General features: G+C 75.3%; 26 protein-coding genes. 13 read left to right on the top strand and 13 right to left on the bottom strand.

Annotated elements, in window-relative coordinates:
* Positions 1-79 precede the first annotated feature (79 nt).
* Entirely contained in the window at positions 80-706 is a 627-nt protein-coding gene (locus KPL60_RS26435) for an Rv3235 family protein (RefSeq protein ID WP_226368241.1), read from the bottom strand.
* A gap of 271 nt (positions 707-977) precedes the next feature.
* Between KPL60_RS26435 and KPL60_RS26430 the strand changes: the two genes are divergently transcribed.
* The 4 genes from KPL60_RS26430 to KPL60_RS26415 all read left to right on the top strand — a co-directional run bounded on the left by KPL60_RS26430 (position 978) and on the right by KPL60_RS26415 (position 3,732).
* Positions 978-1,481: a MarR family winged helix-turn-helix transcriptional regulator gene (locus tag KPL60_RS26430; protein ID WP_178376072.1), complete on the top strand. Its 504-nt coding sequence runs from the start codon at positions 978-980 to the stop codon at positions 1,479-1,481.
* 16 nt (positions 1,482-1,497) lie between these two features.
* On the top strand, positions 1,498-2,484 hold the full coding sequence (locus KPL60_RS26425) for an ABC transporter ATP-binding protein (RefSeq protein ID WP_226349977.1): 987 nt from the start codon (positions 1,498-1,500) through the stop codon (positions 2,482-2,484).
* Positions 2,481-3,245, top strand: a complete 765-nt coding sequence (locus KPL60_RS26420; protein ID WP_226367530.1) for an ABC transporter permease — start codon at positions 2,481-2,483, stop codon at positions 3,243-3,245. The genes KPL60_RS26425 and KPL60_RS26420 overlap by 4 nt, the downstream gene beginning before the upstream one ends.
* An 82-nt stretch (positions 3,246-3,327) precedes the next feature.
* A complete protein-coding gene (locus KPL60_RS26415; protein WP_226367529.1) occupies positions 3,328-3,732 on the top strand; it encodes an HAD-IA family hydrolase in 405 nt (134 codons plus the stop codon).
* 118 nt (positions 3,733-3,850) lie between these two features.
* Here KPL60_RS26415 and KPL60_RS26410 read toward each other — a convergent pair whose 3' ends face one another.
* Genes KPL60_RS26410 through KPL60_RS26400 form a run of 3 tightly spaced genes read right to left on the bottom strand, consistent with a single transcriptional unit; the run spans position 3,851 to position 6,192 of the window.
* Positions 3,851-4,084 (bottom strand): antitoxin, encoded by a 234-nt coding sequence (locus KPL60_RS26410; RefSeq protein ID WP_226367528.1) that lies wholly within the window; start codon positions 4,082-4,084, stop codon positions 3,851-3,853.
* Between the two features lie 19 nt (positions 4,085-4,103).
* A complete protein-coding gene (locus KPL60_RS26405; protein WP_226367527.1) occupies positions 4,104-5,375 on the bottom strand; it encodes an alpha-hydroxy acid oxidase in 1,272 nt (423 codons plus the stop codon).
* 22 nt (positions 5,376-5,397) lie between these two features.
* Positions 5,398-6,192 (bottom strand): RNA methyltransferase, encoded by a 795-nt coding sequence (locus KPL60_RS26400; protein ID WP_226349980.1) that lies wholly within the window; start codon positions 6,190-6,192, stop codon positions 5,398-5,400.
* Between KPL60_RS26400 and KPL60_RS26395 the strand changes: the two genes are divergently transcribed.
* On the top strand, positions 6,191-7,627 hold the full coding sequence (locus tag KPL60_RS26395; RefSeq protein ID WP_226349981.1) for a wax ester/triacylglycerol synthase family O-acyltransferase: 1,437 nt from the start codon (positions 6,191-6,193) through the stop codon (positions 7,625-7,627). The genes KPL60_RS26400 and KPL60_RS26395 overlap by 2 nt on opposite strands.
* A gap of 22 nt (positions 7,628-7,649) precedes the next feature.
* Positions 7,650-8,156, top strand: a complete 507-nt coding sequence (locus tag KPL60_RS26390; protein ID WP_073576326.1) for a hypothetical protein — start codon at positions 7,650-7,652, stop codon at positions 8,154-8,156.
* A gap of 13 nt (positions 8,157-8,169) precedes the next feature.
* Here the strand turns inward: KPL60_RS26390 and KPL60_RS26385 are convergent, their stop codons facing one another.
* Positions 8,170-8,997, bottom strand: coding sequence for a crotonase/enoyl-CoA hydratase family protein (locus KPL60_RS26385; protein WP_226367526.1), 828 nt, complete (start codon positions 8,995-8,997; stop codon positions 8,170-8,172).
* Positions 8,998-9,029: 32 nt separating this feature from the next.
* Here KPL60_RS26385 and KPL60_RS26380 point away from each other — a divergent pair, with 32 nt between their 5' ends.
* Entirely contained in the window at positions 9,030-9,968 is a 939-nt protein-coding gene (locus KPL60_RS26380; protein WP_226367525.1) for an SMP-30/gluconolactonase/LRE family protein, read from the top strand.
* A gap of 10 nt (positions 9,969-9,978) precedes the next feature.
* On the opposite strand, the gene KPL60_RS26375 is transcribed toward KPL60_RS26380, so the two are convergent.
* Genes KPL60_RS26375 through aroA form a run of 3 tightly spaced genes read right to left on the bottom strand, consistent with a single transcriptional unit; the run spans position 9,979 to position 13,156 of the window.
* The gene (locus tag KPL60_RS26375; RefSeq protein WP_226349984.1) at positions 9,979-10,779 is read right to left on the bottom strand and encodes a hypothetical protein; all 801 of its coding nucleotides are present in this window, start codon (positions 10,777-10,779) and stop codon (positions 9,979-9,981) included.
* A gap of 47 nt (positions 10,780-10,826) precedes the next feature.
* Entirely contained in the window at positions 10,827-11,855 is a 1,029-nt protein-coding gene (gene rsgA, locus KPL60_RS26370) for a ribosome small subunit-dependent GTPase A (RefSeq protein ID WP_255656771.1), read from the bottom strand.
* Positions 11,852-13,156, bottom strand: a complete 1,305-nt coding sequence (gene aroA / locus KPL60_RS26365; protein WP_226349985.1) for a 3-phosphoshikimate 1-carboxyvinyltransferase — start codon at positions 13,154-13,156, stop codon at positions 11,852-11,854. The genes rsgA and aroA overlap by 4 nt, the downstream gene beginning before the upstream one ends.
* Positions 13,157-13,191: 35 nt before the next feature.
* Between aroA and KPL60_RS26360 the strand changes: the two genes are divergently transcribed.
* From KPL60_RS26360 to KPL60_RS26350, 3 genes are read left to right on the top strand one after another with little or no spacing between them, the layout of a single operon-like run.
* Complete coding sequence (locus KPL60_RS26360) at positions 13,192-14,010, top strand: SOS response-associated peptidase (protein WP_226349986.1); 819 nt, start codon at positions 13,192-13,194, stop codon at positions 14,008-14,010.
* On the top strand, positions 14,007-14,609 hold the full coding sequence (locus tag KPL60_RS26355; protein WP_226367524.1) for an alpha/beta family hydrolase: 603 nt from the start codon (positions 14,007-14,009) through the stop codon (positions 14,607-14,609). Before KPL60_RS26360 ends, KPL60_RS26355 begins: the two co-directional genes overlap by 4 nt.
* A 41-nt stretch (positions 14,610-14,650) precedes the next feature.
* Positions 14,651-15,586: an ABC transporter substrate-binding protein gene (locus tag KPL60_RS26350; RefSeq protein ID WP_226367523.1), complete on the top strand. Its 936-nt coding sequence runs from the start codon at positions 14,651-14,653 to the stop codon at positions 15,584-15,586.
* A gap of 10 nt (positions 15,587-15,596) precedes the next feature.
* Here KPL60_RS26350 and KPL60_RS26345 read toward each other — a convergent pair whose 3' ends face one another.
* The 3 genes from KPL60_RS26345 to ybaK all read right to left on the bottom strand — a co-directional run bounded on the left by KPL60_RS26345 (position 15,597) and on the right by ybaK (position 19,217).
* A complete protein-coding gene (locus KPL60_RS26345) occupies positions 15,597-17,786 on the bottom strand; it encodes a bifunctional diguanylate cyclase/phosphodiesterase (protein WP_226367522.1) in 2,190 nt (729 codons plus the stop codon).
* Between the two features lie 20 nt (positions 17,787-17,806).
* Positions 17,807-18,628, bottom strand: coding sequence for an SAM-dependent methyltransferase (locus KPL60_RS26340; protein ID WP_226349990.1), 822 nt, complete (start codon positions 18,626-18,628; stop codon positions 17,807-17,809).
* 112 nt (positions 18,629-18,740) lie between these two features.
* The gene (gene ybaK / locus KPL60_RS26335; RefSeq protein WP_226367521.1) at positions 18,741-19,217 is read right to left on the bottom strand and encodes a Cys-tRNA(Pro) deacylase; all 477 of its coding nucleotides are present in this window, start codon (positions 19,215-19,217) and stop codon (positions 18,741-18,743) included.
* A 315-nt stretch (positions 19,218-19,532) separates the two neighbouring features.
* Between ybaK and KPL60_RS26330 the strand changes: the two genes are divergently transcribed.
* Both KPL60_RS26330 and rsrA read left to right on the top strand, forming a co-directional pair.
* Entirely contained in the window at positions 19,533-20,177 is a 645-nt protein-coding gene (locus tag KPL60_RS26330) for a sigma-70 family RNA polymerase sigma factor (protein WP_062403710.1), read from the top strand.
* A gap of 41 nt (positions 20,178-20,218) precedes the next feature.
* On the top strand, positions 20,219-20,563 hold the full coding sequence (rsrA, locus tag KPL60_RS26325) for a mycothiol system anti-sigma-R factor (RefSeq protein WP_062403708.1): 345 nt from the start codon (positions 20,219-20,221) through the stop codon (positions 20,561-20,563).
* A gap of 83 nt (positions 20,564-20,646) precedes the next feature.
* Here rsrA and KPL60_RS35245 read toward each other — a convergent pair whose 3' ends face one another.
* Positions 20,647-20,721: a 50S ribosomal protein bL37 gene (locus KPL60_RS35245; RefSeq protein WP_369804880.1), complete on the bottom strand. Its 75-nt coding sequence runs from the start codon at positions 20,719-20,721 to the stop codon at positions 20,647-20,649.
* Positions 20,722-20,813: 92 nt separating this feature from the next.
* Here KPL60_RS35245 and KPL60_RS26320 point away from each other — a divergent pair, with 92 nt between their 5' ends.
* Positions 20,814-22,328, top strand: a complete 1,515-nt coding sequence (locus KPL60_RS26320; protein ID WP_226349992.1) for a sensor histidine kinase — start codon at positions 20,814-20,816, stop codon at positions 22,326-22,328.
* A gap of 360 nt (positions 22,329-22,688) precedes the next feature.
* Here KPL60_RS26320 and KPL60_RS26315 read toward each other — a convergent pair whose 3' ends face one another.
* Complete coding sequence (locus KPL60_RS26315; protein ID WP_043277332.1) at positions 22,689-22,940, bottom strand: WhiB family transcriptional regulator; 252 nt, start codon at positions 22,938-22,940, stop codon at positions 22,689-22,691.
* Positions 22,941-23,169: the final 229 nt, after the last annotated feature.

Here is a 23,169-nt window from a genome sequence, read left to right as displayed (position 1 = left end):
GCCCCGCACGAGCCGGGGCACGCAGCAGGTCCCGCTGCGACGGGGATCCGCACCCGGCCGGGCTCGGCCGCGTCGCGCCTCACACGAGCCGGACGGCGGTGGCGAGCCACCGGCCGTCCGGTGCCCGGTCCAGCCGCAGCGCCAGGGCCCGCACCCGCCCGGCGACGGTGACGGTCGCGCAGACCTCGGCCACGTCCGGCCGGGGCAGGCCGATGTGCACCCGCGGCGCCCGGCGCGCGGTCGAGCCGTTCGGGCTCCCGCAGCCGGGGGCACCGACCCGTCCTCCGGGGCCCGACCGGCCACGGGACGGGCGCGCCGGGTGCACGATCCGGGCCGCGGTCAGGTAGCGGCGCACCGCCGGGGTGGTGACGGCGGCGACCCCGTCCGGCGGGCGGCGCCCCGCGAGCACCTCGGTCACCAGCCGGACGATCCCGGCGGCCGGGACCCGGACCCGCTCGACGTCGGCCGGGGAGACGTCCTCGGGCACCGTCGGCACCGGGACGGGGCGGACCGCCTCCCGCGGTGCGGGCGCCGGTCCGGAGGACATCCGGAACCCACCGGGCAGGACGACGACGACCCCCGGTGCGAGCGGTTCGGGCACGTCGGCGGGGGCCTGGACCCGGAGCGGCCCGGAGCCGCTCCCGGGGGCCGTGTCGGTCCGCGGGCCGGAGGCACCCTCCGCCGGGGCGGTGTCGGTCGTCGTCATGGTCACCGCGCCAGACTGCGACGGCCCCGGTGGCCGCGACGGGGGCCGGCCCGGATCCGCCACCGGATCGTCCGGTGCCGCACGATCCGGTGCCGCACGATCCGAGGGCGCACGTCCGGCCGGCGTGCTCCGGTGCCCCGACGGAGCCGCGGATACGAGCGGTACGGCGCCGCGCTCGTGACCCGCCGCCCGGTGGGAGCCGGTGTTCACGAACGCGACCGGCCCCGCCCGACCGCCCCCGCCGGGCCCCGCCGCGTCCTACCCTCCCGCGATGCCCGCACCCCACCCACCGGGACGCATCGACCTCACCCCGCCCCGTCTCGTCGCCGCTCCCGACCCGGTGGACGGGCCCGCGGAGTCGCTGGCCGACCTCGTCGTCCGGGCCGGGGCGGCGGTGCTCGCCGAACGCCGGCGGCGGACCGGGGGCCACGGCCTCGGTGTCACCGGGTTCGCCGTCCTCGACGTGCTGGAGCGGTGCGGCGGGCTGGCCCAGCGCGAGCTCGCCGCCCGGGTCCGGGTCGCCCCGACCAGCCTGACCCCGGTCGTCGACGCGCTGGAGGCGGCGGGGCTGGTGGCCCGCCGCGGGGACCCGGCGGACCGGCGGGTCCGGCTCGTCGCGCTCACCGACGCCGGGCGGGAGCGGTGGCGCGCCGCCCGCCCCGACGGGCGCGGACCGTGGCTGCGGGAGCCGGGGGACGGGCTCGACGACGCCGTCCGCGCTTACCTGCTCGCGGTGATCGCCGACCTGGAGCAGGATCGGTCCGACGTGACGTGATCGGCGGGGGAGTGCGATGGGACGGACCGCGGTCGAGGTGGTCGACCTGGTGAAGCGGTACCCGAAGGCGAAGGGCAACGCCGTCGACGGCCTGTCGTTCTCGGTGGCCGAGGGCGAGGTGTTCGGGTTGCTCGGGCCCAACGGCGCCGGGAAGACCACGACCGTCGGCGTGCTCACGACCCGCGTGGTGCCGACCTCGGGCACGGCCCGGGTCGCCGGGCTCGACGTGCGCGCCGACGCCGTCGCCGTCTGCGCGAAGCTGGCCGTCGTCCCGCAGCGCCAGAACCTGGACCGGTCCCTCGGCGTCCGCGACAACCTGGTCTTCCACGCCGCCTACCACGGCGTCGGGCGGGCGGAGCGCAACCGCCGCGCCGACGAGCTGCTGGAGCGGATGGGGCTGACCGACAAGGCGAAGGCCGTCGCCGACGACCTGTCCGGCGGCCAGGCGCAGCGCGTCATGATCGCCCGCGGGCTCATGCACTCCCCGGAGGTGCTGTTCCTCGACGAGCCCTCGACCGGCCTGGACCCGCAGGCCCGGCTGTTCGTCCACGACCAGATCAGCGGGCTGCGCGACGAGGGCGTGACCGTCGTGCTCACCACCCACGACATGGACGAGGCGCACAAGCTGTCGGACCGGATCGGGATCGTCGACCACGGGCGGCTGCTCGCGCTGGACACCCCGGATGCGCTGGTCCGGTCGCTGCCGGGCAGCGCGACCGTGGAGATCGTCGCCGACCACGGGCCCGGTGCGGCGGAGACGCTGCGCGCGGCGCTGGCCGGGCTGGGCGGTGTCGCGCGTGCCGAGACCCCGCCGGGCCGCGGCCCGGGGGAGAACGGCACCGTGTCGGCGTTCCGGCTGTCGGTCACCGCGGAGCCAGCGGCGCTGCTGGCACCGGCCGTCGACCTGCTGGGGCGGCACGGCGCCACGGTGCGCGACGTCAGCCTGGGGCAGGCGACGCTGGAGGACGTGTTCATCGACCTGACGGGCAGGGACCTGCGATGACCGGGCGTGCCTTCCTGGCGGTGCTGCGCCGCGACCTGTTCGTCACCGGCCGGGAGCTGCCCTCGTTCCTCGCCCAGACGCTGGTGCAGCCGTTCTTCTTCCTGCTGGTGTTCGTCGTGGTCCTCGGCCGCGGCGGCTTCGTGTCACCCGAGTACGGGCAGATCATGCTGCCCGGCCTGATCGCGCTGAACGCGATGTTCGGCGCCCTGCAGGCGGTGACGCTGCCGCTGGTGTTCGAGCTGTCCTGGACCCGGGAGATCGACGACCGGCTGCTCGCGCCGATGCCGGTGTGGGCCGTCGCCGTCGAGAAGATCGCCTTCGCGGGGCTGCGCGGCCTGCTCGCCAGCCTGCTGATGGTGCCCATCGGTTTCGCGATGATCGACATCCGGTGGCCTGCCGAGGGGCTGGCCCCCGCGCTGCTGATGGTGGTGCTCGGGAGCCTGCTCGGTGCGGCGATGGGGCTCACCATCGGCACCGCGGTGCCGCCGCGGCGGATCAACATCCTGTTCGCGGTGATCTTCACGCCGCTGCTGTTCACCGGCTCGGTGCAGTACCCGTGGCTCACCCTGGCCGACCTGCGCTGGTTCCAGGTGCTGTCGGCGGTGAACCCGCTGACCTACGTCAGCGAGGGGATCCGCGCGTCGCTGGTGCCGCAGGTCCCGCACATCCCGCTGTGGGTGTGCGTGCTCGTCCCGGTGGCGGCGATCGTGCTGTTCACCCTGCTGGGGATCCGCGGCTTCCTGCGCCGGGCCATCGACTGAGCCGCGGCGGTCGAGCGGCGAAGCAGCAGCACCCAGCCGCGGCGCGCCCCGGGAGGCGGCGACACTCGGTACCGTCGGCCGGGTGGCGGACACCCGGACCCTGCGTGGCCTGATCGTCGACTACGGCGGGGTGCTCGACGACCCCGCCGACGGGGCCCTGCTGCTCGCCTACGCCCGTCGCGCCGCGGCCGCGGGGATCCGCACCGCGCTGTTCTCCGGCGCGCACGCGGTGCCCGACGAGGTCGCCGCGGCGTTCGGCACGGTGCTGCTCGGTGCGGTCCGCGGGGCCCGCAAGCCGAGCCCGGACTCCTTCGCCGCCGCCGCGGCGGAGCTGGGCCTGCCCGCGGGGGACTGCGTCGTCGTCGACGACATGGGGGCGTGCGTGCGCGGCGCCGCCGCGGCCGGGGCGGTCGGGGTGCACCACACCGGTGCCGCGACCACCCTCGGCGAGCTGGAGGTCCTGCTCGGGGTGCCCGCCCGCGGCTGAGCCCCGGGGCGGTCTGTGGCGCAGCCGGCACACCCCCGGACATGCGGAGGCGCCGCCCGCAACGTGCGGACGGCGCCTCGTGGGCAGCCCGGCGGTGGCCGGACCGGTCGTGCCCTGCTTACTGCTGCGGGGGCGGCGGCGGGGCCTGGCCGTCCGGACCCGGCTGACCGGGGGGCGGCGGCGCGGCGGTGTCACCGGCACCGGTCCGCTCGCGGGCGAACTTGGTCGCGGTGTCGATCTGACCGTCGTGACCGTACTTCTGCTTGGCCGCGTCGCCGACCTTGTTCAGGGCCTGGTCGACCTTGTCGTCGTGCTTGCCGAGCAGTTCCTTGGCCTTGTCCAGGAAACTCATGCGCCCCATGCTGGCCCCGTCAGCGCCGGGGCGCAGTGCCGGGCCGTCGCTCGTTCGGGTGATGGTGGCCGCCGGTCGCCGAGCGGAGCCGGGCGTGCTCCGGGCGGAGCTCGTCCACCCGGGTGACGCCGAGCAGCTGCATCGTCCGCTCCACCTCGGCGCGCAGGATCTCCACCGCGCGGGACACCCCGGCCTCGCCACCGGCCATCAGCCCGTACAGGTAGGCGCGGCCCACCAGCGCCGCGCGGGCGCCGAGCGCGACGGCCGCGACGACGTCGCCGCCGTGGGTGATCCCGGTGTCCACCAGGACCTCCGCGTCGTCGCCGAGCTCCTGCACCACCGGCTCGATCAGCTCGGCGGGCACCGGGGCCCGGTCCAGCTGCCGTCCGCCGTGGTTGGACAGCAGCACGCCGTCGGCGCCCGCGTCGGCGACACGGCGGGCATCGGTGACCGACTGGACGCCCTTGACCACCAGCTTCCCGGGCCAGGCCCCGCGCAGCCAGGTGACGTCGTCGAGGGTCAGCGCCGGGTCGAACACCCGGTTGATCACCTCGTAGGGGCTGCCGCCGCCCGCGGCGAGCGACTCGAACGTCAGCGGCTCGGTGGTGAGCAGGTCGAACCACCAGCGGGGGTGGCGGGCGCCGTCGACGAAGGTCCGCAGCGACAGCGCGGGCGGGATGGACAGGCCGTTGCGGGCGTCGCGGCGCCGGTTGCCGCCGACCGGGGTGTCCACGGTGAGCAGCAGCGTGTCGTAGCCGGCCTCCCGCGCCCGGGAGACGAGCTCGTGGGCGACCGAGCGGTCGCGCCACAGGTAGAGCTGGAACCAGTGCCGCCCGCCGCGCCCGGCCTCGGCGACGCCCTCGATCGTCGTCGAGCCCATCGTCGAGAGCGCGTAGGGGATGCCGGCCCGCGCGGCGACGGCGGCGACCGCGCGCTCGCCCTCGGTGTGCATCATCCGCGTGAAGCCGGTCGGGGCCAGTGCGAACGGCAGCGACGAGCGCCCGCCCAGGATCTCCCGGCCGGTGTCCACCCGCGAGACGTCGGTGAGCACGGTCGGCGAGAACTCCACCGAGGCCCACACCTCGCGGGCCCGGCGCAGGCTCACCTCGTCCTCGGCGGCCCCGTCGGTGTAGTCGAACACCGCCCGCGGCGCGCGTCGCCGGGCTAGCTCGCGCAGATCACCGATGCTCGACGCGCGGGCGAGCCGGGCCGCCGTGCGGTCCAGGGTGAACGGGGCCGGCCGCAGCAGCGGCGCCAGCTCGGACGGGCGGGGAATGCGACGGCGCACCATCGCCCCGACACTAGGTGACCGGTCAGCGTCGGCGCAGCAGCTCGTAGGCGGCGACGGCTCCGGCGGAGGCGACGTTGAGCGACTCCACCCCGCCGTACATCGGCAGCGAGAGGATCCCGTCGAGCCGGGAACGGACGTCCTCGGTCAGGCCGTCGGTCTCGTTGCCCAGCACCAGCGCGACCCGGGGCGGGAGCGACGCCTCCAGCAGCGAGTCGCCGCCGGCGTCGAGCCCGAACACCCCGAACCCGGCCGCGTGCATGAGGTCGACGCCCTCGGCGGCGGTGGCGCAGCGCAGCACCGGCGCGGCGAACGCCACCCCGGCCGACGCCTTGATCACCAGCGGGTCGATGGCGGGCACCCCGCGGCGGGGCAGCAGCACGCCGTCCAGACCGGCGGCCGTCGCGCTGCGCAGGATCATCCCGACGTTCGACGGGTTGGTGACGGCGTCGAGCACCAGCACCGACGCCGGCCGCCGGGTGCCCAGGTCGGACAGGAAGTGCTCCAGCGGCGACATCCGCGGGGCGACGACGTCGGCCAGCACGCCCTGGTCGTGGCGCCCGTTGCCGGCCAGCACCTTCACTCGCTGCGCGGTCGCGCGCTGCACCGGCACGCCGCGGCCGCGGGCGGCCGCGGTGATCTCGCGCTCGCCGCCCCCGCGCACCGTGTCGGCCAGCACGACCTTGTCGACCTCCAGGTCGGGGTCGGCCAGCGCCTCCAGGACGGGCTTGCGGCCGTAGACCGTGATGAACCGGTCCTTCGGGGAGACCGCACCTGCATCGCTCACGGGGAGAAGCGTCGCACGTAGGATCGCGGCCATGCCGTCCCGGCTCTCCGCACTCGACGCGTCCTTCCTGTACCTGGAGGAGGCGACCACACCGATGCACGTCGGCGGGGTCGCCGTGTTCGACCGCCCCGACGACGGCTTCGACTACGACCGGCTGGTCGAGCTCATCGAGCAGCGCATCGCGCTGGTGCCGCGCTACCGGCAGAAGGTCCGCCACGTCCCGGGCAACCTCGCGCGCCCGGTGTGGGTCGACGACCCCGAGTTCGACATCGCCTACCACGTGCGCCGCTCCGCACTGCCCCGTCCGGGCAGCGAGGAGCAGCTGACCGAGCTGGTCGGGCGCCTGATGTCGCGCCCGCTGGACCACACCCGTCCGCTGTGGGAGATGTACCTCATCGAGGGCCTCGCCCCGGCCGGGTCCGCTGACGGCGGACGCGTCGCGATCCTCACCAAGACCCACCAGGCCATGGTCGACGGCATCTCCGCCATCGACATCGGCCAGGTCATCCTGGACGTGTCCGCCGAGCCGCGGGACACCCCGGACGAGCTGTGGATGCCGCGCCCGGAGCCGACCGACGGCCAGCTCGTGCTCGACGCGATCTCCGAGGCCGTCACCCGCCCCACCGAGATCGTGGACAACGTCCGGGTCGCCGCGGGCGACGCGCTGGCCACCGTCGGCAAGCTCGCCGGGGCCGCGGGCAAGGTCCTGAACATGGCCCGCACCGCGGGCCGCCGCGCGCCCGGGCTGCCGCTGAACGCCGAGATCTCCACCCAGCGCCGGTTCGCGATGGCCCGCACCGACCTGGAGGACTACCGCAAGGTCCGCGCCGCCTACGGCTGCGACGTCAACGACGTGGTGCTCGCCGTCATCGCCGGTGCCCTGCGCACGTGGCTGATGTCGCGCGGCGAGCCGGTCGCCGGGTCGTCGTCGGTGCGGGCGCTGGTGCCGCTGTCGGTGCGTGGCGAGGGCGACGTACCCAGCTCGGCCACCGGCGGGTCGCTCGGGAACCGGGTCGCGTCGTTCCTGGTGGACCTGCCCGTCGGCGAGCCGAGCCCGCTGGTGCGGCTGCACCAGGTCACCCACCAGATGCGCGAGCACACCGACACCGGCGACGCCGTCGGTGCCGACACGCTGGTCCGGATCGGCGGGTTCGCCCCGCCGACCCTGCACGCCGTCGGCGCGCGCGCCGCGAACGGCATGGCCCGGCACTTCTTCAACCTGGTCGTGACCAACGTGCCCGGCCCGCAGTTCCCGCTCTACGCGGCCGGGGCGCGGATGCTGGAGATGTTCCCGGTGGTGCCGCTGGCGAAGGGGCAGGCCGTCTCCATCGGCCTGACCAGTTACGACGGTGGTGTGTACTACGGGCTGAACGGGGACAGGGACGCCATGGGCGACCTGGACGTGCTCGCCGGGATGGTGGACGAGTCACTCGAGGAGCTCCTCGAGACACTGCGACAGACGGGATGACCCCCGTCAGAGGAGAGGACCGTTGAGGATCTACCTCCCCGCGACCTGGCCGATGCTGGCCCGCACGGTGAAGACCGGGAACTTCGAGCCGCTGGGCGGCACCGCGTTCGCTCTCACCCCGAAGCTGCGCGAGTCCTACACCGCGGGCGACGACGAGGAGCTCGAGTACGCCGCGATGAACGAGGCGGCGCGGGCGTCGCTGCGGCTGCTGTCGGTCGAGTTCGGGCTGGGCGAGGACGACACCCCCGCCCGCCGGGTCGTGGTGTCCGCCGACACCGACGACGTCACCCTGCGCCCCGACCTCGACGACGGCGCGGTCCGGGTGACCGGCCCGGTGCCGGTGTCGAAGATCGCCGCCGTGCACGTGGACCTGCCGGAGGCCGAGCACGCCGTCCGGGAGGCGGCCGGTGCGGTCGACAAGGCCGACCTGGGCGACATGGACGCCGAGTTCCTCGTCGGCGAGGCCGAGGACCACGAGCTGGCCTGGTACGACGGCACCGAGCTGCCGTTCCTCGTCGAGCTGGGCTGAGCCCCGCGGGCGGTCAGCCCGTCCCGGCCGGCCCCGGTGCGGGGTCGGCGAACACCGGGTCCCGCCCCTCCAGCCGCGCGGTCACCGCCTCGCGCTGGTTCGGGCTCGCGATCAGCGCACCGATCTCGGCCTGCTCGGCGGCGAGCTGCTCGGCAGGTGGGCGGGGCGCCGCGAGCAGCCGCTTCGCCGCACGCACGGCGTGCGGGTTGCGGGCGGCGATCTCGCGGGCGGTCGCCAGCGCGGCCGCCCGCGGGTCCTCGGCGGTGCGGGTCGCGAGCCCCAGCGCGACGGCCTCCGTGCCGGACACCGTGCGCCCGGTGAAGGTCAGGTCGCGGGCGACGTCCCGCCCGACCAGCTGCGGCAGCAGCAGCGTGCCGCCCATGTCGGGCACCAGGCCCCACACGATCTCCAGCACCGACAGCGTCGCGGTGGGGGCGACGATCCGCAGGTCCGCCCCCAGCGCGATCTGCAGCCCGCCGCCCAGCGCGTGCCCCTGCACGGCGGCGACCACCGGCACGTCCAGCTCCGCCCAGACGTACGCGGCGCGCTGCCCGGTCGCGTGCGCCGGGGAGCCGTCGCGCGGCGGGGGCAGCTCGGCGGTGGCCGAGAGCCGCTCACCGGAGCGCATGGCGCGGAACATGTCGCGGTCCAGCCCGGCGCAGAAGTCCGGCCCGTCCGCCGAGAGGACCACCGCGCGGACGTCCGTGCGGTCGCGCAGCGCCTCCGCGGCGTGCACGATCGCGGTGAACTGGGCGACGTCGAGGGCATTGCGGCGCTCCGGGCGGGTGAGCCGCACCTCGGCGACGCCGTCGTCCACGGTGGTCCGGACACGCTCGCTCATGCACCGGACCGTAACCCGGATCGGAGGCCGGTATGGCGTTCGTCGCGCCGCAGCTGCACGAGGTGACCCGGGGGCTCGCGTTCCCGGAGGGCCCGGTGGCGCTGTCCGACGGGTCGGTGCTCGTCGTCGAGATCGCGGCCGGGCGGCTGACCCGGGTGCTGCCCGACGGCGGCCACGTCACCGTCGCCGAGACCGGGGGCGGCCCGAACGGCGCCGCGATCGGCCCGGACGGCGCCGTGTACGTCTGCGACAACGGCGGCTTCACCTGGCACACCCGCCCCGACGGCACCGTGTACCCGGGCAACCAGCCCGAGGACTACCGCGGCGGCGCGATCCTGCGTGTCGACCCCGACACCGGCGGCTCCTCGGTGCTCTACGACGGGCTGCGCGGCCCCAACGACATCGTCTTCGCCGCCGACGGCACGTTCTGGTTCACCGACCTCGGCAAGCGCCGCCCCCGCGAGGTCGACCTCGGCGGGCTGTACCACGCCCGTCCCGACGGCTCGGCGCTCACCGAGGTCGTGCACCCGCTCATGACCCCGAACGGCGTGGGCCTGTCCCCGGACGGGTCACGGCTCTACGGCGCCGAGACCGCCACCGGCCGCGTCTGGTGCTGGGCGGTGACCGGCCCCGGCGAGCTCGGCGCGCCCCCGGAGCTGCCCGGCCCGCCCGGCCCCGGCGACGCCCGGCTGCTGCACGGCTTCGCCGGGTTCCGCAACCTCGACTCGCTCGCCGTCGACGGCGACGGGAACGTCTGCGTCGCCACCCTGGTCTCCGGCGAGGTCAGCGTGCTGTCCCCGGCCGGGGAGCTGCTCGGCACCGTCGCGCCGCCCGAGCACGACCCGCACGTCACGAACATCTGCTTCGCCGGCGCCGGGTCGCGCGAGGCCTGGGTCACCTCGTCGGGGTGGGGGCGGCTCTACCGCTGCACCTGGCCGGTCGACGGCCTCGACCTGGCGTTCCGCCGCTGAGGGCCCCGGGTCAGCCGCGGACCGGCGGCTCGATGGTGATCGGGGCGCCCCAGCCGTCGTAGCGGACGAGGACGTCGAGCGCCGCGCCGTCGGGGAGCTGCTGGCGGACCCGGCTGCGCAGCGGCCTGCGCTCGGCGTCGACCCAGATCTCCGCGCTCAGCCGGGTCAGCCCGGCCCGCTGCTGGGCCTGCAGCGCCGTGCGGCGCGCCGGGTCGGTCTCGGTCGCCGCAGCCCGGACCAGGTCGACGACCAGCGTGTAGTGCACGGTCGGGATGCCGTCGACGGCGTCGTCGGCGGCGTCGGCGACGAGCACCGCGTCCGGGTAGCGGGCCACCGCCCCCAGCGGGTCGACGCCGGCGGCGACGTTCGCGGCGAGCGTCGCGTGCGTCATCTGCTCCGGGGGCAGCGGGACGCGCCCGGCCTCGCCCCAGCCGCCGTCGCCGGGGCGCAGCCAGGTGCGCCCGCCGATCCGGATGATCTCGGTGCTCTGCGCGACCGTGCCGGACGGCCCCGAGCGCAGCAGCAGCCGCACCGCGGGGGCGTCCCCGGCCCGGTCGACCCGCAGGGCGCCGTCGCCGGTCACCGGGACGGTCGTGCCGTCGTGGGTCAGGGTGCCCGCCACCGACAGCGTCGAGCCGCCGTCGAGCCGGGTACGGGCCCGGACGTCGGTGATCAGCGGCGCCGGGTCGTAGTACTTCGGCAGGGCGGCGGGTGCGGCGGCGGGCGGTGCGGGGGTGTCACCGAAGGAGCCGGGCCAGGCGCAGCCGGTCAGCCCGGGCACCAGCACCGCCCCGCACAGCAGCAGCGTCATCGCGCGCCGTCCCGGCACTACCCGCTCCCCGGCCGTCGTCGTGATGGTCAGAACCTGTCGCTCGCCAGCGCCACCAGCACGCGGCGCAACGCCTCGAGTCTGCCCCCTCCGAGTGCACCGGAGGCGACCAGGTCGTCCAGTGCGCACTCCGGGTCGGCGGGCGGCCCGAGGTGCCCGCAGCCGCGCGGGCAGTCCTCGATCGCGGTCGCCAGGTCGCCGAACGCGGCGACGACGTCGTCCGCGCCGACGTGGGCGAGCCCGAACGAGCGCACCCCGGGGGTGTCGACGACCCAGCCCTCGGCGTGCGGGAACGCCAGCGCCGCGGTGGTCGTGTGCCGTCCCTTCCCCACACCCGACACCCGTCCGATGGCCTGGGTCGCGGCCGGGACGATCGCGTTGACCAGGGTGGACTTGCCGACCCCGGAGTGCCCGACCAGCGCGCACAGCCGCCCGGACAGCTCCTCGCGCAGCGCGTCCAGCCCGGACGGCGGCCCGGACTCCGAGCGCCCGGTCACCAGCACCGGCACGCCGAGCTCGCGGTACTGCGCCGCGAACGGCTCCGGGTCGGCGAGGTCGGACTTGGTCAGGCACAGCACCGGCTGCAGCCCACCGGCGAAGGCCGCGACCAGGCAGCGGTCGACGAACCCGCTGCGCGGCACCGGGTCGGCGACGGCGGTGACCACGATCAGCCGCTGCGCGTTCGCGACGACGATCCGCTCGTAGGGGTCGGTGTCGTCGGCGGTGCGGCGCAGCACGGTGTCGCGCTCGGCGACCCGCACGATCCGGGCGAGGGTGTCCGGCTCACCGGACAGGTCCCCGACGAGGTCCACCCGGTCCCCGACGACGACCGGCGTCCGGCCCAGCTCGCGGGCCCGCATGGCGACGACCTGGGGCAGGCCCGGGTCGGCGTCGACCGCGCAGGTCCACCGTCCCCGGTCGACGGCGGTGACCATCGCGCGGGTCGCGTCGGCGTGCGCGGGCCTGCGCTTGCTGCGCGGCCGGCTCCCGCGCCGTCCGGGGCGGACACGGACGTCGGACTCGTCGAGCCTGCTGATGTCGCGGGGCACCCTGCTCAGCCGTCCACACGGGTCCCGAGCAGCGCGGCCCAGCGTCCGGGGAAGTCCGGGATGGTCTTGTCGGTGCTCGCGACGTCGTCGATCTCGACGCCGGGCACCACCAGCCCGATGATCGCGCCGGCGGTGGCCATCCGGTGGTCGGCGTAGGCGCCCCAGGGCCGGTCGGAGCGCCCGGTGAGCGGCTTCGGCTCGATCACCAGGCCGTCGTCGGTCTCGGTGACGGCGCCGCCGAGCGCGGTGATCTCGGTGGCGAGGGCGGCGAGCCGGTCGGTCTCGTGGCCCCGCAGGTGCCCGATCCCGCGCAGCCGCGAGGTGCCCGACGCCAGCGCGGCGACGGCGGCGACGGTGGGGGCGAGCTCGCCCGCGTCGTGCAGGTCGACGTCGACGCCGGTGAGCCGGTCCGGCCCGGTCACGGTGAGGCCGTCGGCGGTGTGCGTGACCGTGGCGCCGAACTGCTCCAGCACCGGCAGGACGTCGACGCCGGGCTGGGTGGTCTCGTCCGGCCAGCCGCGCACGGTGACCCGCCCGCCGGTCACGACGGCCGCGGCGAGGAACACCGAGGCGTTCGACAGGTCGGGCTCGACCGACCAGTCCCGCGCCGCGACCGGGCCGGGCTCGACCCGCCAGGTGTTCGGCTCGGCGTCGTCGACGACCACCCCGGCCGCGCGCAGCATCTCCACGGTCATCGCGATGTGCGGCAGCGACGGCAGCGGCTTCCCGTCGTGGAACACGGTCACGCCGCGCTCGAACAGCGACCCGGACAGCAGCAGCCCGGACACGAACTGCGACGACGCCGACGCGTCGATCGTCACCTCGCCACCCCGGATCGGGCCGCCGTCGAGCACGAACGGCAGCGCGTCGGCGGCGCCGTCGTAGGACACGGTGGCACCGAGTGCGCGCAGCGCGTCCAGCACGGTGCCCATCGGGCGCTCCCGGGCGCGCGGGTCGCCGTCGAAGCGGACCGCCCCGGACGCCGTCGCCGCGGCCGGGGGGACGAACCGCATGACCGTGCCGGCGAGCCCGCAGTCGACCTCGGCGGGCGCCTCGGGAGTGCCGCCGCGCAGCCCGGGGTGCGCGCCGATCCGCACGGTGTCGCCGTCGGTGGCGACCGGGACGCCGAGCGCGGCGAGCGCCCCGGTCATCAGCGCGGTGTCGCGGGTGGGCGGGGCGCCGTCGACCCGGACGTCGCCGCCGGACAGGCCGGCGAGCAGCAGCGCACGGTTGGTCACCGACTTCGACCCGGGGACGGTGACGGTGCCGGTCACCGGCGACCCGGGCGTGGGGGCGGTCCAGTTGCTCACGCCTCCATCCTTCCCCACGTGGGAGGATGGGGCGCATGTGCGGCCGTTACGCCTCCACCAAGGCCCCCGCGGACCTGGCCGACGAGTTCCACGCTGTCGACGCGACGCAGGAGACCTCGCAGCGTCCGGACTACAACGTGGCGCCGACCAAGGACATCACCGTGGTGGTCGAGCGCCACCCCCGCGACGGGAGCGGCGAGCCCGACCGGGACACCACCGAGCGGTCGCTGCGCACCGTGCGCTGGGGGCTGGTGCCGTTCTGGGCGAAGGACCCGTCGGCGGGCGCGCGGATGGTGAACGCCCGGTCGGAGACGATCACCGAGAAGCCCGCGTTCCGGCGCGCGGCCGCGTCGCGGCGCTGCCTGTTCCCGATGGACGGCTGGTACGAGTGGCAGCGCCACGACGCCGTCCCGAAGTCCCAGGGAGGGACCGGCAAGCCGACCAAGCAGCCGTACTTCACCCACTACGCCGACGGCGCCACGATGGCGATGGCGGGCATCTGGGAGTTCTGGCGCCCGAAGGGCGACGAGCTGACCGAGAAGTACCCGGACGGGCTGGTCACCGCCTGCGTGCTCACCACCGGGGCGGTCGGCCCGCTGGCCCAGGTGCACGATCGGATGCCGCTGGTGCTGCGCCCCGACGACTGGTCGGACTGGCTGGACCCGGACCGCGGCACCGGCGACGAGGGGGTGACCCGGCTGCTCGTCCCGCCGTCGCCGGAGCTGGTCGCGACCCTGGACATCCGGCCGGTCTCGCCGCAGGTCAACAACGTCCGCAACAACGCGCCCGAGCTGCTCGACCGGCTCCCCGACGACCAGGTGACCGAGCCGATCCAGCTCGACCTGCTCTCGTGACCGCGGCGCGCGAGGTCGACACCCCGCGCGGCCCGGCCCGGGTGACCCTGCACCGGGCGGGGTCCCCGCGCGGGCTGCTGCTGCTCGGGCACGGCGCGGGCGGCGGCGTCGACGCCCCCGACCTGGTCACCGCGACCGCGGCGGCCACCGCCGCCGGGTTCGACGTCGGCCTGGTCGAGCAGCCCTACCGGGTCGCGGGCCGGCGGGCCCCCGCCCCGGCCGGGCACCTCGACGAGGCGTGGCTCGCCGTCGTCGCGGCGGTGCGGCCCGGCCACGACGGCCCGCTGGTCGTCGGCGGCCGCAGCTCCGGCGCACGCGTCGCCTGCCGCACGGCGACGACGGCCGGTGCGGCCGCGGTCCTGTGCCTGGCCTTCCCGCTGCACCCGCCGGGCCGCCCGGAGCGGACCCGGGCCCCGGAGCTCGACGGCGCCGGGGTGCCGGTGCTCGTGGTGCAGGGCCGCGGCGACCGCTTCGGCGTCCCGGCCGAGGAGGCCGACCGGCAGGTGGTGCTGCTGGACGGCGACCACGGCCTGAAGAAGCAGCACGACCGGCTGCACGAGGTCGTGACCGGGTGGGCGGCGGCACAGCTCGACCAGTAACCAAGGTTTGCCTACCCTCACTTGTCCGGTACGTTCCCTCCGTGCCGAAGATCCGAACTGTGACGACGGCGGCGACCACCGCCGTCCTGTCCGCGCTCCTGCTCGTGGTGGCGGGGTGCGCCGCCGCGCCCGAGCCCGCCCCGTCCGCGGAGCGCGGGTACACGGTCACCCACGCGATGGGGGAGACGCGGCTGACGGCGCAACCGTCGCGGGTCGTGGTCCTGGACTCCCCGCACCTGGACGCGCTGGTCGCGCTCGGGGTCGTCCCGGTCGGGGCGAGCGAGTCGGCGGCCGGGGCCGGGTTCCCGCCCTACCTCGCCGACCGCCTCACGGGCACCCGTCCGGTCGGCTCGATCAGCGAGCCCGATCTCGAGGCGGTCGCGGCGCTGCAGCCCGACCTGATCATCGGCTCGGCCGTGCGGCACACCCCGCTCCACACGCAGCTCGCGCGGATCGCCCCGACCGTGTTCTCGGTGGGCAGCGGCACGGACTGGACCGAGCAGGCCCGGATCACCGCGGCCGCGGTGCAGCGCACCGGGCAGATGGAGGACCTGCTCGACCGGTGGCGCCTGCGCGCCGAACAGGTGGGCGAGGAGGTCGGCGCGTCCGGGCGGACGGCGTCGATCGTGCGGTTCCGACCGGAGGCGTTCCGGCTCTACGGCCCGGACAGCTTCTCCGGGTCGGTGCTGACCACGATGGGCTTCGACCTGGGCGACCGCGCCTGGGACGAGTACTCGATGCGGGAGGTCGGACCGGAGCTGGCCTCGGAGATCGACGGCGACGTCGTGTTCTTCACCGACCGGGCCGGTGACCCGACCGCAGGTGCCCGGGGTGCGGTGACCCGGTTGTGGGGCGACGCACCCGCCGTTCGCACCGGCCGGGTGCACGAGGTCGAGGACGAGACCTGGATGGTGGGGATCGGGGTGCTCGGCGCCGACCGGATCGTCGACGACGTGCGGGCGCGGCTGACCGGCTGAGCCCGCCGCCCTAGCAGGCCCCGACCAGCAGTCCGGCCGTCTCCGCCGCGGACCGCGGCGACCCCAGGTGCCAGCCCTGGCCGATGTCGCAGCCCAGGTCGTGCAGCCGGCGCGCCTGCCACCCGGTCTCCACCGACTCCGCGACGACGGTCAGTCCCAGGGTGTGGGCCAGCTCGATCATCGCCGAGAGGATCACCGGGCTGTCGACGTCGTGCGGGACGCCGTCGTCGCCCGGGCAGGGGCCGCCCTGCCCGGTGACGAACGACCCGGCCAGCTTGAGCACGTCCACCGGCAGCCGGTGCAGGTAGACGAGGTTGGAGTAGCCGGTGCCGAAGTCGTCGATGGCGATCCGCACCCCGAGCTGCGAGAGCTCCTCCAGCGCCTGCACCGGGCGCCCGGCGGCGGACATGAGGTCGCTCTCGGTCAGCTCCAGCTGCAGCGACGACGCCGGCCACCCGGTCCGCTCCAGCACGTCGGCGATGCGGCTGACGGCGTCGGGCCTGCGCAGCTGCTGGCCCGCCACGTTCACGCTGAGCACGAGCCCCGCGTCGGCGCCCGCGTCCACCCAGGACCGGGCGTCGGTGCAGGCCCGCTCCAGCAGGTGCAGCCCCAGCGGCACGATCAGGCCGGTCTGCTCGGCCAGTGGGATGAACACGTCCGGGCCGAGCCGCTCGCCGTCGGCGGTGCGCCAGCGGGCGAGCGCCTCCACCCCGACGACGGTGCCGTCGCCGAGCGCCACCAGCGGCTGGTACTCCAGGTGGAACTCGCCGCGGTCCAGCGCGCCCGGCATCCGGCCGGCCAGCTCGAACAGGTGCACGTCGTTCGCGTGCCGGGCCGGGTCGAAGACCGCGATGCGGTCCCGGCCGTCGCGCTTGGCCCAGTACATGGTCGTGTCCGCGGCCTGCATCAGCTCGGCGGCGCCCGCCGGTCCGGTGACGTCCTCGCCGATGGGGGTGCCCGCGGGGTCGCGGAACGGGCGGGCGACGATCCCGATGCTGGCCGAGACGACGACCTCCCGGCCGCGCACGCGCACCGGCCGCCGGACGACCGCCAGCGCCTGCTCGGCGACCGCGGTCAGCTGCTCCACGCCGGTGCACCGCTCCACGAGCACCACGAACTCGTCGCCGCCCATCCGGGCGATGGTGTGCCCGGCCGGGCGGAGCTCGGCGTCGAGGCGGTGCGCGACGGTGCGCAGGAGCTGGTCGCCCGCGTCGTGTCCGAGGGTGTCGTTGACGGCCTTGAACCCGTCGAGGTCGAGATAGCAGACCCCCACCGGGGCGGGGGAGCCGTACGGGCCGGAGAGCGCGGTCTCGAGCCGGGTGAAGAACAGCGAGCGGTTCGGCAGCCCGGTGAGCGGGTCGTGCTCGGCCTGGTGGCGCAGCCGCGACTGCAGGCGGCGCCGCTCGGTGACGTCGGAGACCATCGCGACGAGGTAGCGGGGCTCGCCGTCGGGGGAGCGGACCAGCGAGACGGTCAGCTCGGTCCACACCTGGTCGCCGTCGGCCCGGAAGTAGGACTTCTCCATCCGGACGTGCCCGACCCGCCCGGCGAGCATGGCCTCGATCTGCGGCCACATCTCCGGGGTGTCCTCGGGGTGGATGAACTCGAACACCGAGCGGCCCACGAGATCGCCCGGCCGGTAGCCCAGCAGGGCGGTCAGCGTGCGGTTGGCCTCCAGGATGCGACCCTCGGTGTCGGCGACGCTGATGCCGAGCACGGAGCTCTCGAAGACCACCCCGTAGCGCGCCTCGGAGCGCCAGCGGGCGTCCTCGGCGGCGGCACGCGCCGCGAACGCGGCGGAGCTGATCCGCTCCTGCTCCAGCCGGGTGCGGTCGCGCAGCATCCGGGCGTACCCGGTCGACAGCGCCCCGACCGCCGCGCTCCAGCGGCGGAACCGTTCCGGGTCGAGGGTGCGCCCGGCGAAGTGCGCGGCCAGCACGTCGATCGAGCAGCGCAGGGCGGCGGGGTCGGTGAGGTGCGCGGCGACCAGCTCGGCGCCGACCTCCTCGGCGATCGCCTCCTCCGCCCGCCCCTCGACGACGGCGGTGAACCACCAGGCCGCCCCGGACAGCACCGCGTACAGGTCGGCTCGGGCGGCGGAGACGAAGCCGCGGGCCTCGATGGCGCCGACCCAGGCGTCGGCCAGCGCCGACGGCCCCGGCCCCTGCCCACCGGGCAGGACGGGGACGGGCTTCGCCACGACGGCTCTCCCTCCGATGATCAGATCCCGGGCCGCCCGGCGTGCCGGGCGACGGCGGCGAGCCCGGGGTAACGCTGCGCCTCGGGGCCCACCGGGGACTCCGGACGCCAGAGCGGGATCCGCACGACTCCGGGCTCCACCAGCTCCAGGTCGCCCAACAGCGCCGCGACCTCCTCGGTGTCGCGCATCCGCATCCGGTGCGGGGACCTGTCCCTGTTGTAGAGGTTCTGGGCCCGGCTCGCACCGGAGAGGCCACCCTCGTCACTCGCGTGGCTGACGACCACATGGCTGCCGGGGGCCGCGGCGCCGGCGTAGGCGGCGATGATCCCGGCCGGGTCCGCCTCGTCCGGGACGAAGTGCAGCACGGAGACCAGCAGCACCGCCACCGGCCGGGAGAGGTCGAGGTGGGTGCGGGTCAGCGGGTCGTCGAGGACCCGGCGCGGGTCGGTCAGGTCGGCGGCGAGGACGGCCGTCGACGGGTCGCCGTCGAGCAGCGCGCGGCTGTGCGCGACGGCGATCGGGTCGTTGTCGACGTAGAGCACCCGGGCGTCGTCGCGGGCGGTCGCCGCGACCTCGTGCACGTTGCCGACGGTCGGGATGCCCGACCCGAGGTCGAGGAACTGGCGGATCCCGTGCGCGCAGAGCTGGTGCACGGCCCGGCGCAGGAACGCCCGGTTGGCTTGCGCGACGGCCGCCATCTCGGGCAGCGCGTCGAGCACCCGGTCGGCGAAGGCCCGGTCGGCCTCGAAGTTGTGCGACCCGCCCAGGTAGTAGTCGTAGACCCGGGCCACGCTCGGGCTGGTCATGTCCACTTCGTCGGGCGCCCATGCCGGTCGGTCCACGCGTGCTCCCCGTAGCTCGTCTCGATCGGTGGCGACGGCGTCCTGCTGCCGTCGGTGATCGACCTTACTGGCGCGGAGCCCGGATCGGACCCGTCCGGGTGACCCTCTGCGGTCAGCCGGTTGCGATCGGTGCGACGAGGGCGCCGGTGAGCGCCACCAGGTCCGCCGGGGCGAGCTCGATCTCCAGGCCGCGCCTGCCCCCGGAGCAGAACACCGTCGGGTGCTCGTGGGCCGAGGCGTCCAGGACGGTCGGCAGCCGCTTGCGCTGGCCCAGCGGGGAGATGCCGCCCGCGACGTAGCCGGTGGTCCGCTCGGCGTCGGCGACGTCGGCCATGACGGCCTTCTTCCCGCCCGCGGCGGCGGCCAGCGCCTTGAGGTCCAGCTGGGCCGACACCGGCACGATCCCGACCGTCATGGCCCCGTCGACGAGCGCGACGAGGGTCTTGAACACCCGGCGCGGGTCCTGCCCCATGACGGCGGCGGCCTCCTCGCCGTAGCCGGCGCCGTCGTGGTGGGTGTAGGTGTGCAGCTCGTGCGCCACCCCCCGCCTGCTCAGCAGTGCCGTCGCCGGGGTGCCCCTGCCCGCCATCGTCCTCGTCCTCCCGTTCCCGCCCCGGGGCCGACCCGGGGGCGACGGGGAACCTACGGGAATGCCGTCCGGCGCCGCACCGTTGTTCCGGGCGTGACGACATCAGTGATGGAGAGGCCCGGGGCCGCGCCGCCGGACGGCCGTGAGCGGCCGGGGCGCGTACCCTCCGACGCGTCCGCCGTGCCGGTGACCCGCACCGGTGCGCGACTCGTGTCACTGGAGAGGGAACCTTTGTCAGTACAGCCGGATCAGCCGGACCAGCCGGAGACGGGCGCGGCAGGGACCGATCCCGCGGAGCTCGCCGCCCTGGTCGGTGTGGCCGACGCCGACGGCAACCGTGCGCCCGAGGACGAGAGCGTCTCCGACCGCACGGCCCGCTTCGAGCGCGACGCGATGCCGCTGCTCGACCAGCTCTACGGCGCGGCGCTGCGCATGACCCGGAACCCGGCCGACGCCGAGGACCTGGTGCAGGAGACCTTCCTGAAGGCGTACTCGGCGTTCGGGTCGTTCCGCCGCGGCACCAACCTCAAGGCGTGGCTGTACCGGATCCTGACCAACACCTACATCAACGGCTACCGCAAGCGGCAGCGTCAGCCCCTGCAGTCGCCGACCGACGAGATCACCGACTACCAGTTGGCACAGGCCGGTGAGCACAGCTCGACCGGTCTGCGCTCGGCCGAGGTGGAGGCCCTCGACGCGCTGCCCGACAGCGACGTCAAGGAGGCCCTGCAGGGCCTGCCGGAGGACTTCCGCATGGCGGTCTACCTCGCCGACGTCGAGGGGTTCGCCTACAAGGAGATCGCCGAGATCATGGGCACCCCGATCGGCACCGTGATGTCGCGGCTGCACCGCGGCCGGCGCCAGCTGCGCGACATGCTGACCGACGTCGCCCGCGAGCGCGGATTCGTCCGCGACGGGGCCGCCGGCGCGACCGGGGACCGGGAGGTGACGGCATCGTGAGCGCCGCCGAGGGCTCGGGCGCACCGCTCGAGCGCAACCCGATGATCCAGGACCCGCCCGCGAACACCGGCTGCACCGAGGTGCTGGCCGAGGTGTGGCTGTTCCTCGACCACGAGTGCGACCAGGAGCGGCGACGCCTGCTCCAGCAGCACCTGGACGAGTGCGCGCCCTGCCTGGCCGAGTACGGCATCGACGAGAAGCTGAAGGCGCTGCTGGCCCGCAAGTGCGGCGGCGAGGCGGCCCCGGCCGGGCTCAAGGACCGGCTGCGGTCGCAGATCCGCTCCGCGGTGCTCGAGCAGGCCCAGGTGACCGTGGAGAGCGGCCCGGACGGCACCAGCGTCTCGGTGTCGCACCAGCGCACCGAGTACCGCCGCTCCGGCGGCTGACCGGCACCGCCGCTCCGGCGACACATGCGAGAGGGCGGGCACCCCACCGGGGTGCCCGCCCTCTCGCATCGGTGTCGCCGAACTCAGCAGTTCGGCTTCTTGCCGTGGTTGGCGCCCTTCTTGGCGCGGTCACGGCGCTTGCGTGCACGCTTGGACATCTCGACCCTCCTTCCCGTCCGGGTCACGGTTCCGCGGCGTTGCCGCGGGAGCTTGGTACGCGCGATTCTCGCATGTGGTGGGATGGGCGATCGTGACCACGCTGAGCGAGCTGCTCGCCGAGCACACGACGATGGACGGCGAGACCGCCGATCACCTCCAGCGCGTGGTCGGTGAGTGGCAGTTGTTGGCCGACATGTCCTTCGCCGACTTCCTGCTGTGGGTGCCGCTGGACGACCTCCACGCGGGGACCGGCGGTGCCTCCCGGGCGGCGACCGCGCAGTTCCTGTGCGTCGCCCAGGCCCGGCCGACCACCGCACCGACCGCCCACCCGGACGACGTCGTCGGCCGCCGGGCGGTGCCGGTGGAGGTCGGCCAGCTGCGCCGGGCGGTGCTGGAGGGCCGGATCTGCCGCGACGACGACCCGCGCTGGCACCTGGAGGTGCCGGTGCGCCGGGAGACCATCCCGGTGCGCTTCAAGGGCCGCACGGTGGCGGTGCTGTCCCGGGACACCAACCTGTCCACCCCGCGCGTCCCGAGCCCGCTGGAGATCGCCTACCTCGGCAGCGCCTCGGACCTGTGCCAGATGATCGTCGACGGGACGTTCCCGCCGCAGTCCGGTCCGCCCGGCTCGGCCGAGGGCAGCCCGCGCGCCGGGGACGGCCTGGTCCGCCTCGACGTGCACGGCAACGTGGCCTACGCCAGCCCGAACGCGCTGTCGGCGTACCACCGCATGGGCCACGCCAGCGACGTCGCCGGGGCCGACCTCGCGACGGTCACCAAGGCGCTCGTGCTGGACCCGTTCGACGCGAAGGACGTCGCCGGCCGGATCAACGAGGCCCTCGACGGTGCCCCGTCCACCCGGATGGAGATCAAGGGCCGCCGGGCGACGATGCTCGTGCGCGCGCTGCCGCTGCGCCCCCGCGGCGACGCGGCGGGCGCGCTGGTCCTGGTCCGCGACGTGACCGACCTGCGTCGCCGGGACGCGGCGCTGATGAGCAAGGACGCCACCATCCGGGAGATCCACCACCGGGTGAAGAACAACCTGCAGACGGTCGCGGCGCTGCTGCGCATGCAGGCCCGGCGCAGCGAGAACCCGGAGGCGGGCCGGGCGCTGGAGGAGTCGGTCCGCCGGGTCACCTCGATCGCGCTGGTGCACGAGGCGCTGGCCTACTCCGTCGCCGAGGTCGTCGAGCTCGACGAGCTGCTGCCGAAGGTGCTGCCCGCCATCCGCGACGGTGCGACGACCGAGTCCCGTGCCCGGGTGCGGGTCGACTCCGGGTTCGGGGCGCTGCCCGCGGCGAAGGCCACCCCGCTGGTGCTGGTCCTGGCCGAGCTGACCCACAACGCGCTGGCGCACGCCTACGACCCCGGCACGGCGGGGGAGGTGGTCGTCAGCCCGGTGCGCTCGGCGAGCCGGCTGGAGGTGTCGGTGGCCGACGACGGCCACGGCATGCCGGTCGACTTCGACTTCGAGAGGTCCAAGGGGCTGGGTCTGCAGATCGTGCGGACCCTGCTGACCTCCGAGCTGGAGGCGACGATCGAGGTGCGGGCCCGGGAGGGCGGCGGCACGGTGGCGGTGGTCCGGGTACCGCTCGGCGGCTCCTGAACCCCGCGCTGGGAGGGGCGGCGGGGCAACGGGTCCGCCGCCTGTCGTCCCCAGGCGGTCGCTGCGGTGCGGCGGGTGACCGATCCCGGTCACTCCCGGTGACCCGGGGCGTGGACGGGGGCCCGGAGGGCACCGGATACGCTCGTCCCGTGACCGTTGATCCCGGTGCCGTGGTCGCGCCGGCACCGTGGTCGACCCTCACACCGGGGTGGCAGATCACCCCGAACGCACCTCGGGCCCGTGGCCGGTGGCGTCCGGCTACGGGCCCGAGGTCGGGGAGCTACTTGTTCTACTGTTCGGAGCTGCTGTCCGGGACAGCCGTTCCTGCCGCATTCCGGGCGAGTGCCCGGGCGGGGCTGCCTACGCGGTGCGGGCGCGCGGACGGGTGCTGCGCCGCTTCAGGGCGCGCCGCTCGTCCTCGCTCATGCCGCCCCAGACACCCGCGTCCTGGCCGGACTCGAGAGCCCACTGCAGGCACGACTCGGTGACCGGGCAACGCCGGCACACGCTCTTGGCCTCCGCGATCTGCATCAGGGCAGGGCCGCTGGTGCCGACCGGGAAGAACAGCTCCGGGTCCTCGTCGCGGCAGATCGCGTCGTGACGCCAGTCCATGATCACTTTCTCCTCTGGTGCGCGATCGGGGTCGCGCCGATCGTCTGTGCGCTTGGTGTTACGTGCGTGTTTCGCAGCTTGTGAATACTTTCACGAGCCACCGCGGTCCTCAATGGGAAACTGCTCGCGGGATGCGTGAGCGCCCTCATAGGGAACGCACGCAGACAGACCAGTGCCCGGGACTTCGAGCCGCCCTGGGCCGGTTCCACGATCCAGTGTCCCTGTCCCA

The organism is Pseudonocardia sp. ICBG162 (genome assembly GCF_020496225.1).
In the GTDB taxonomy this organism is placed as follows: Bacteria; Actinomycetota; Actinomycetes; order Mycobacteriales; family Pseudonocardiaceae; genus Pseudonocardia; species Pseudonocardia alni.
This window is presented reverse-complemented; position numbering and strand designations above follow the sequence as displayed.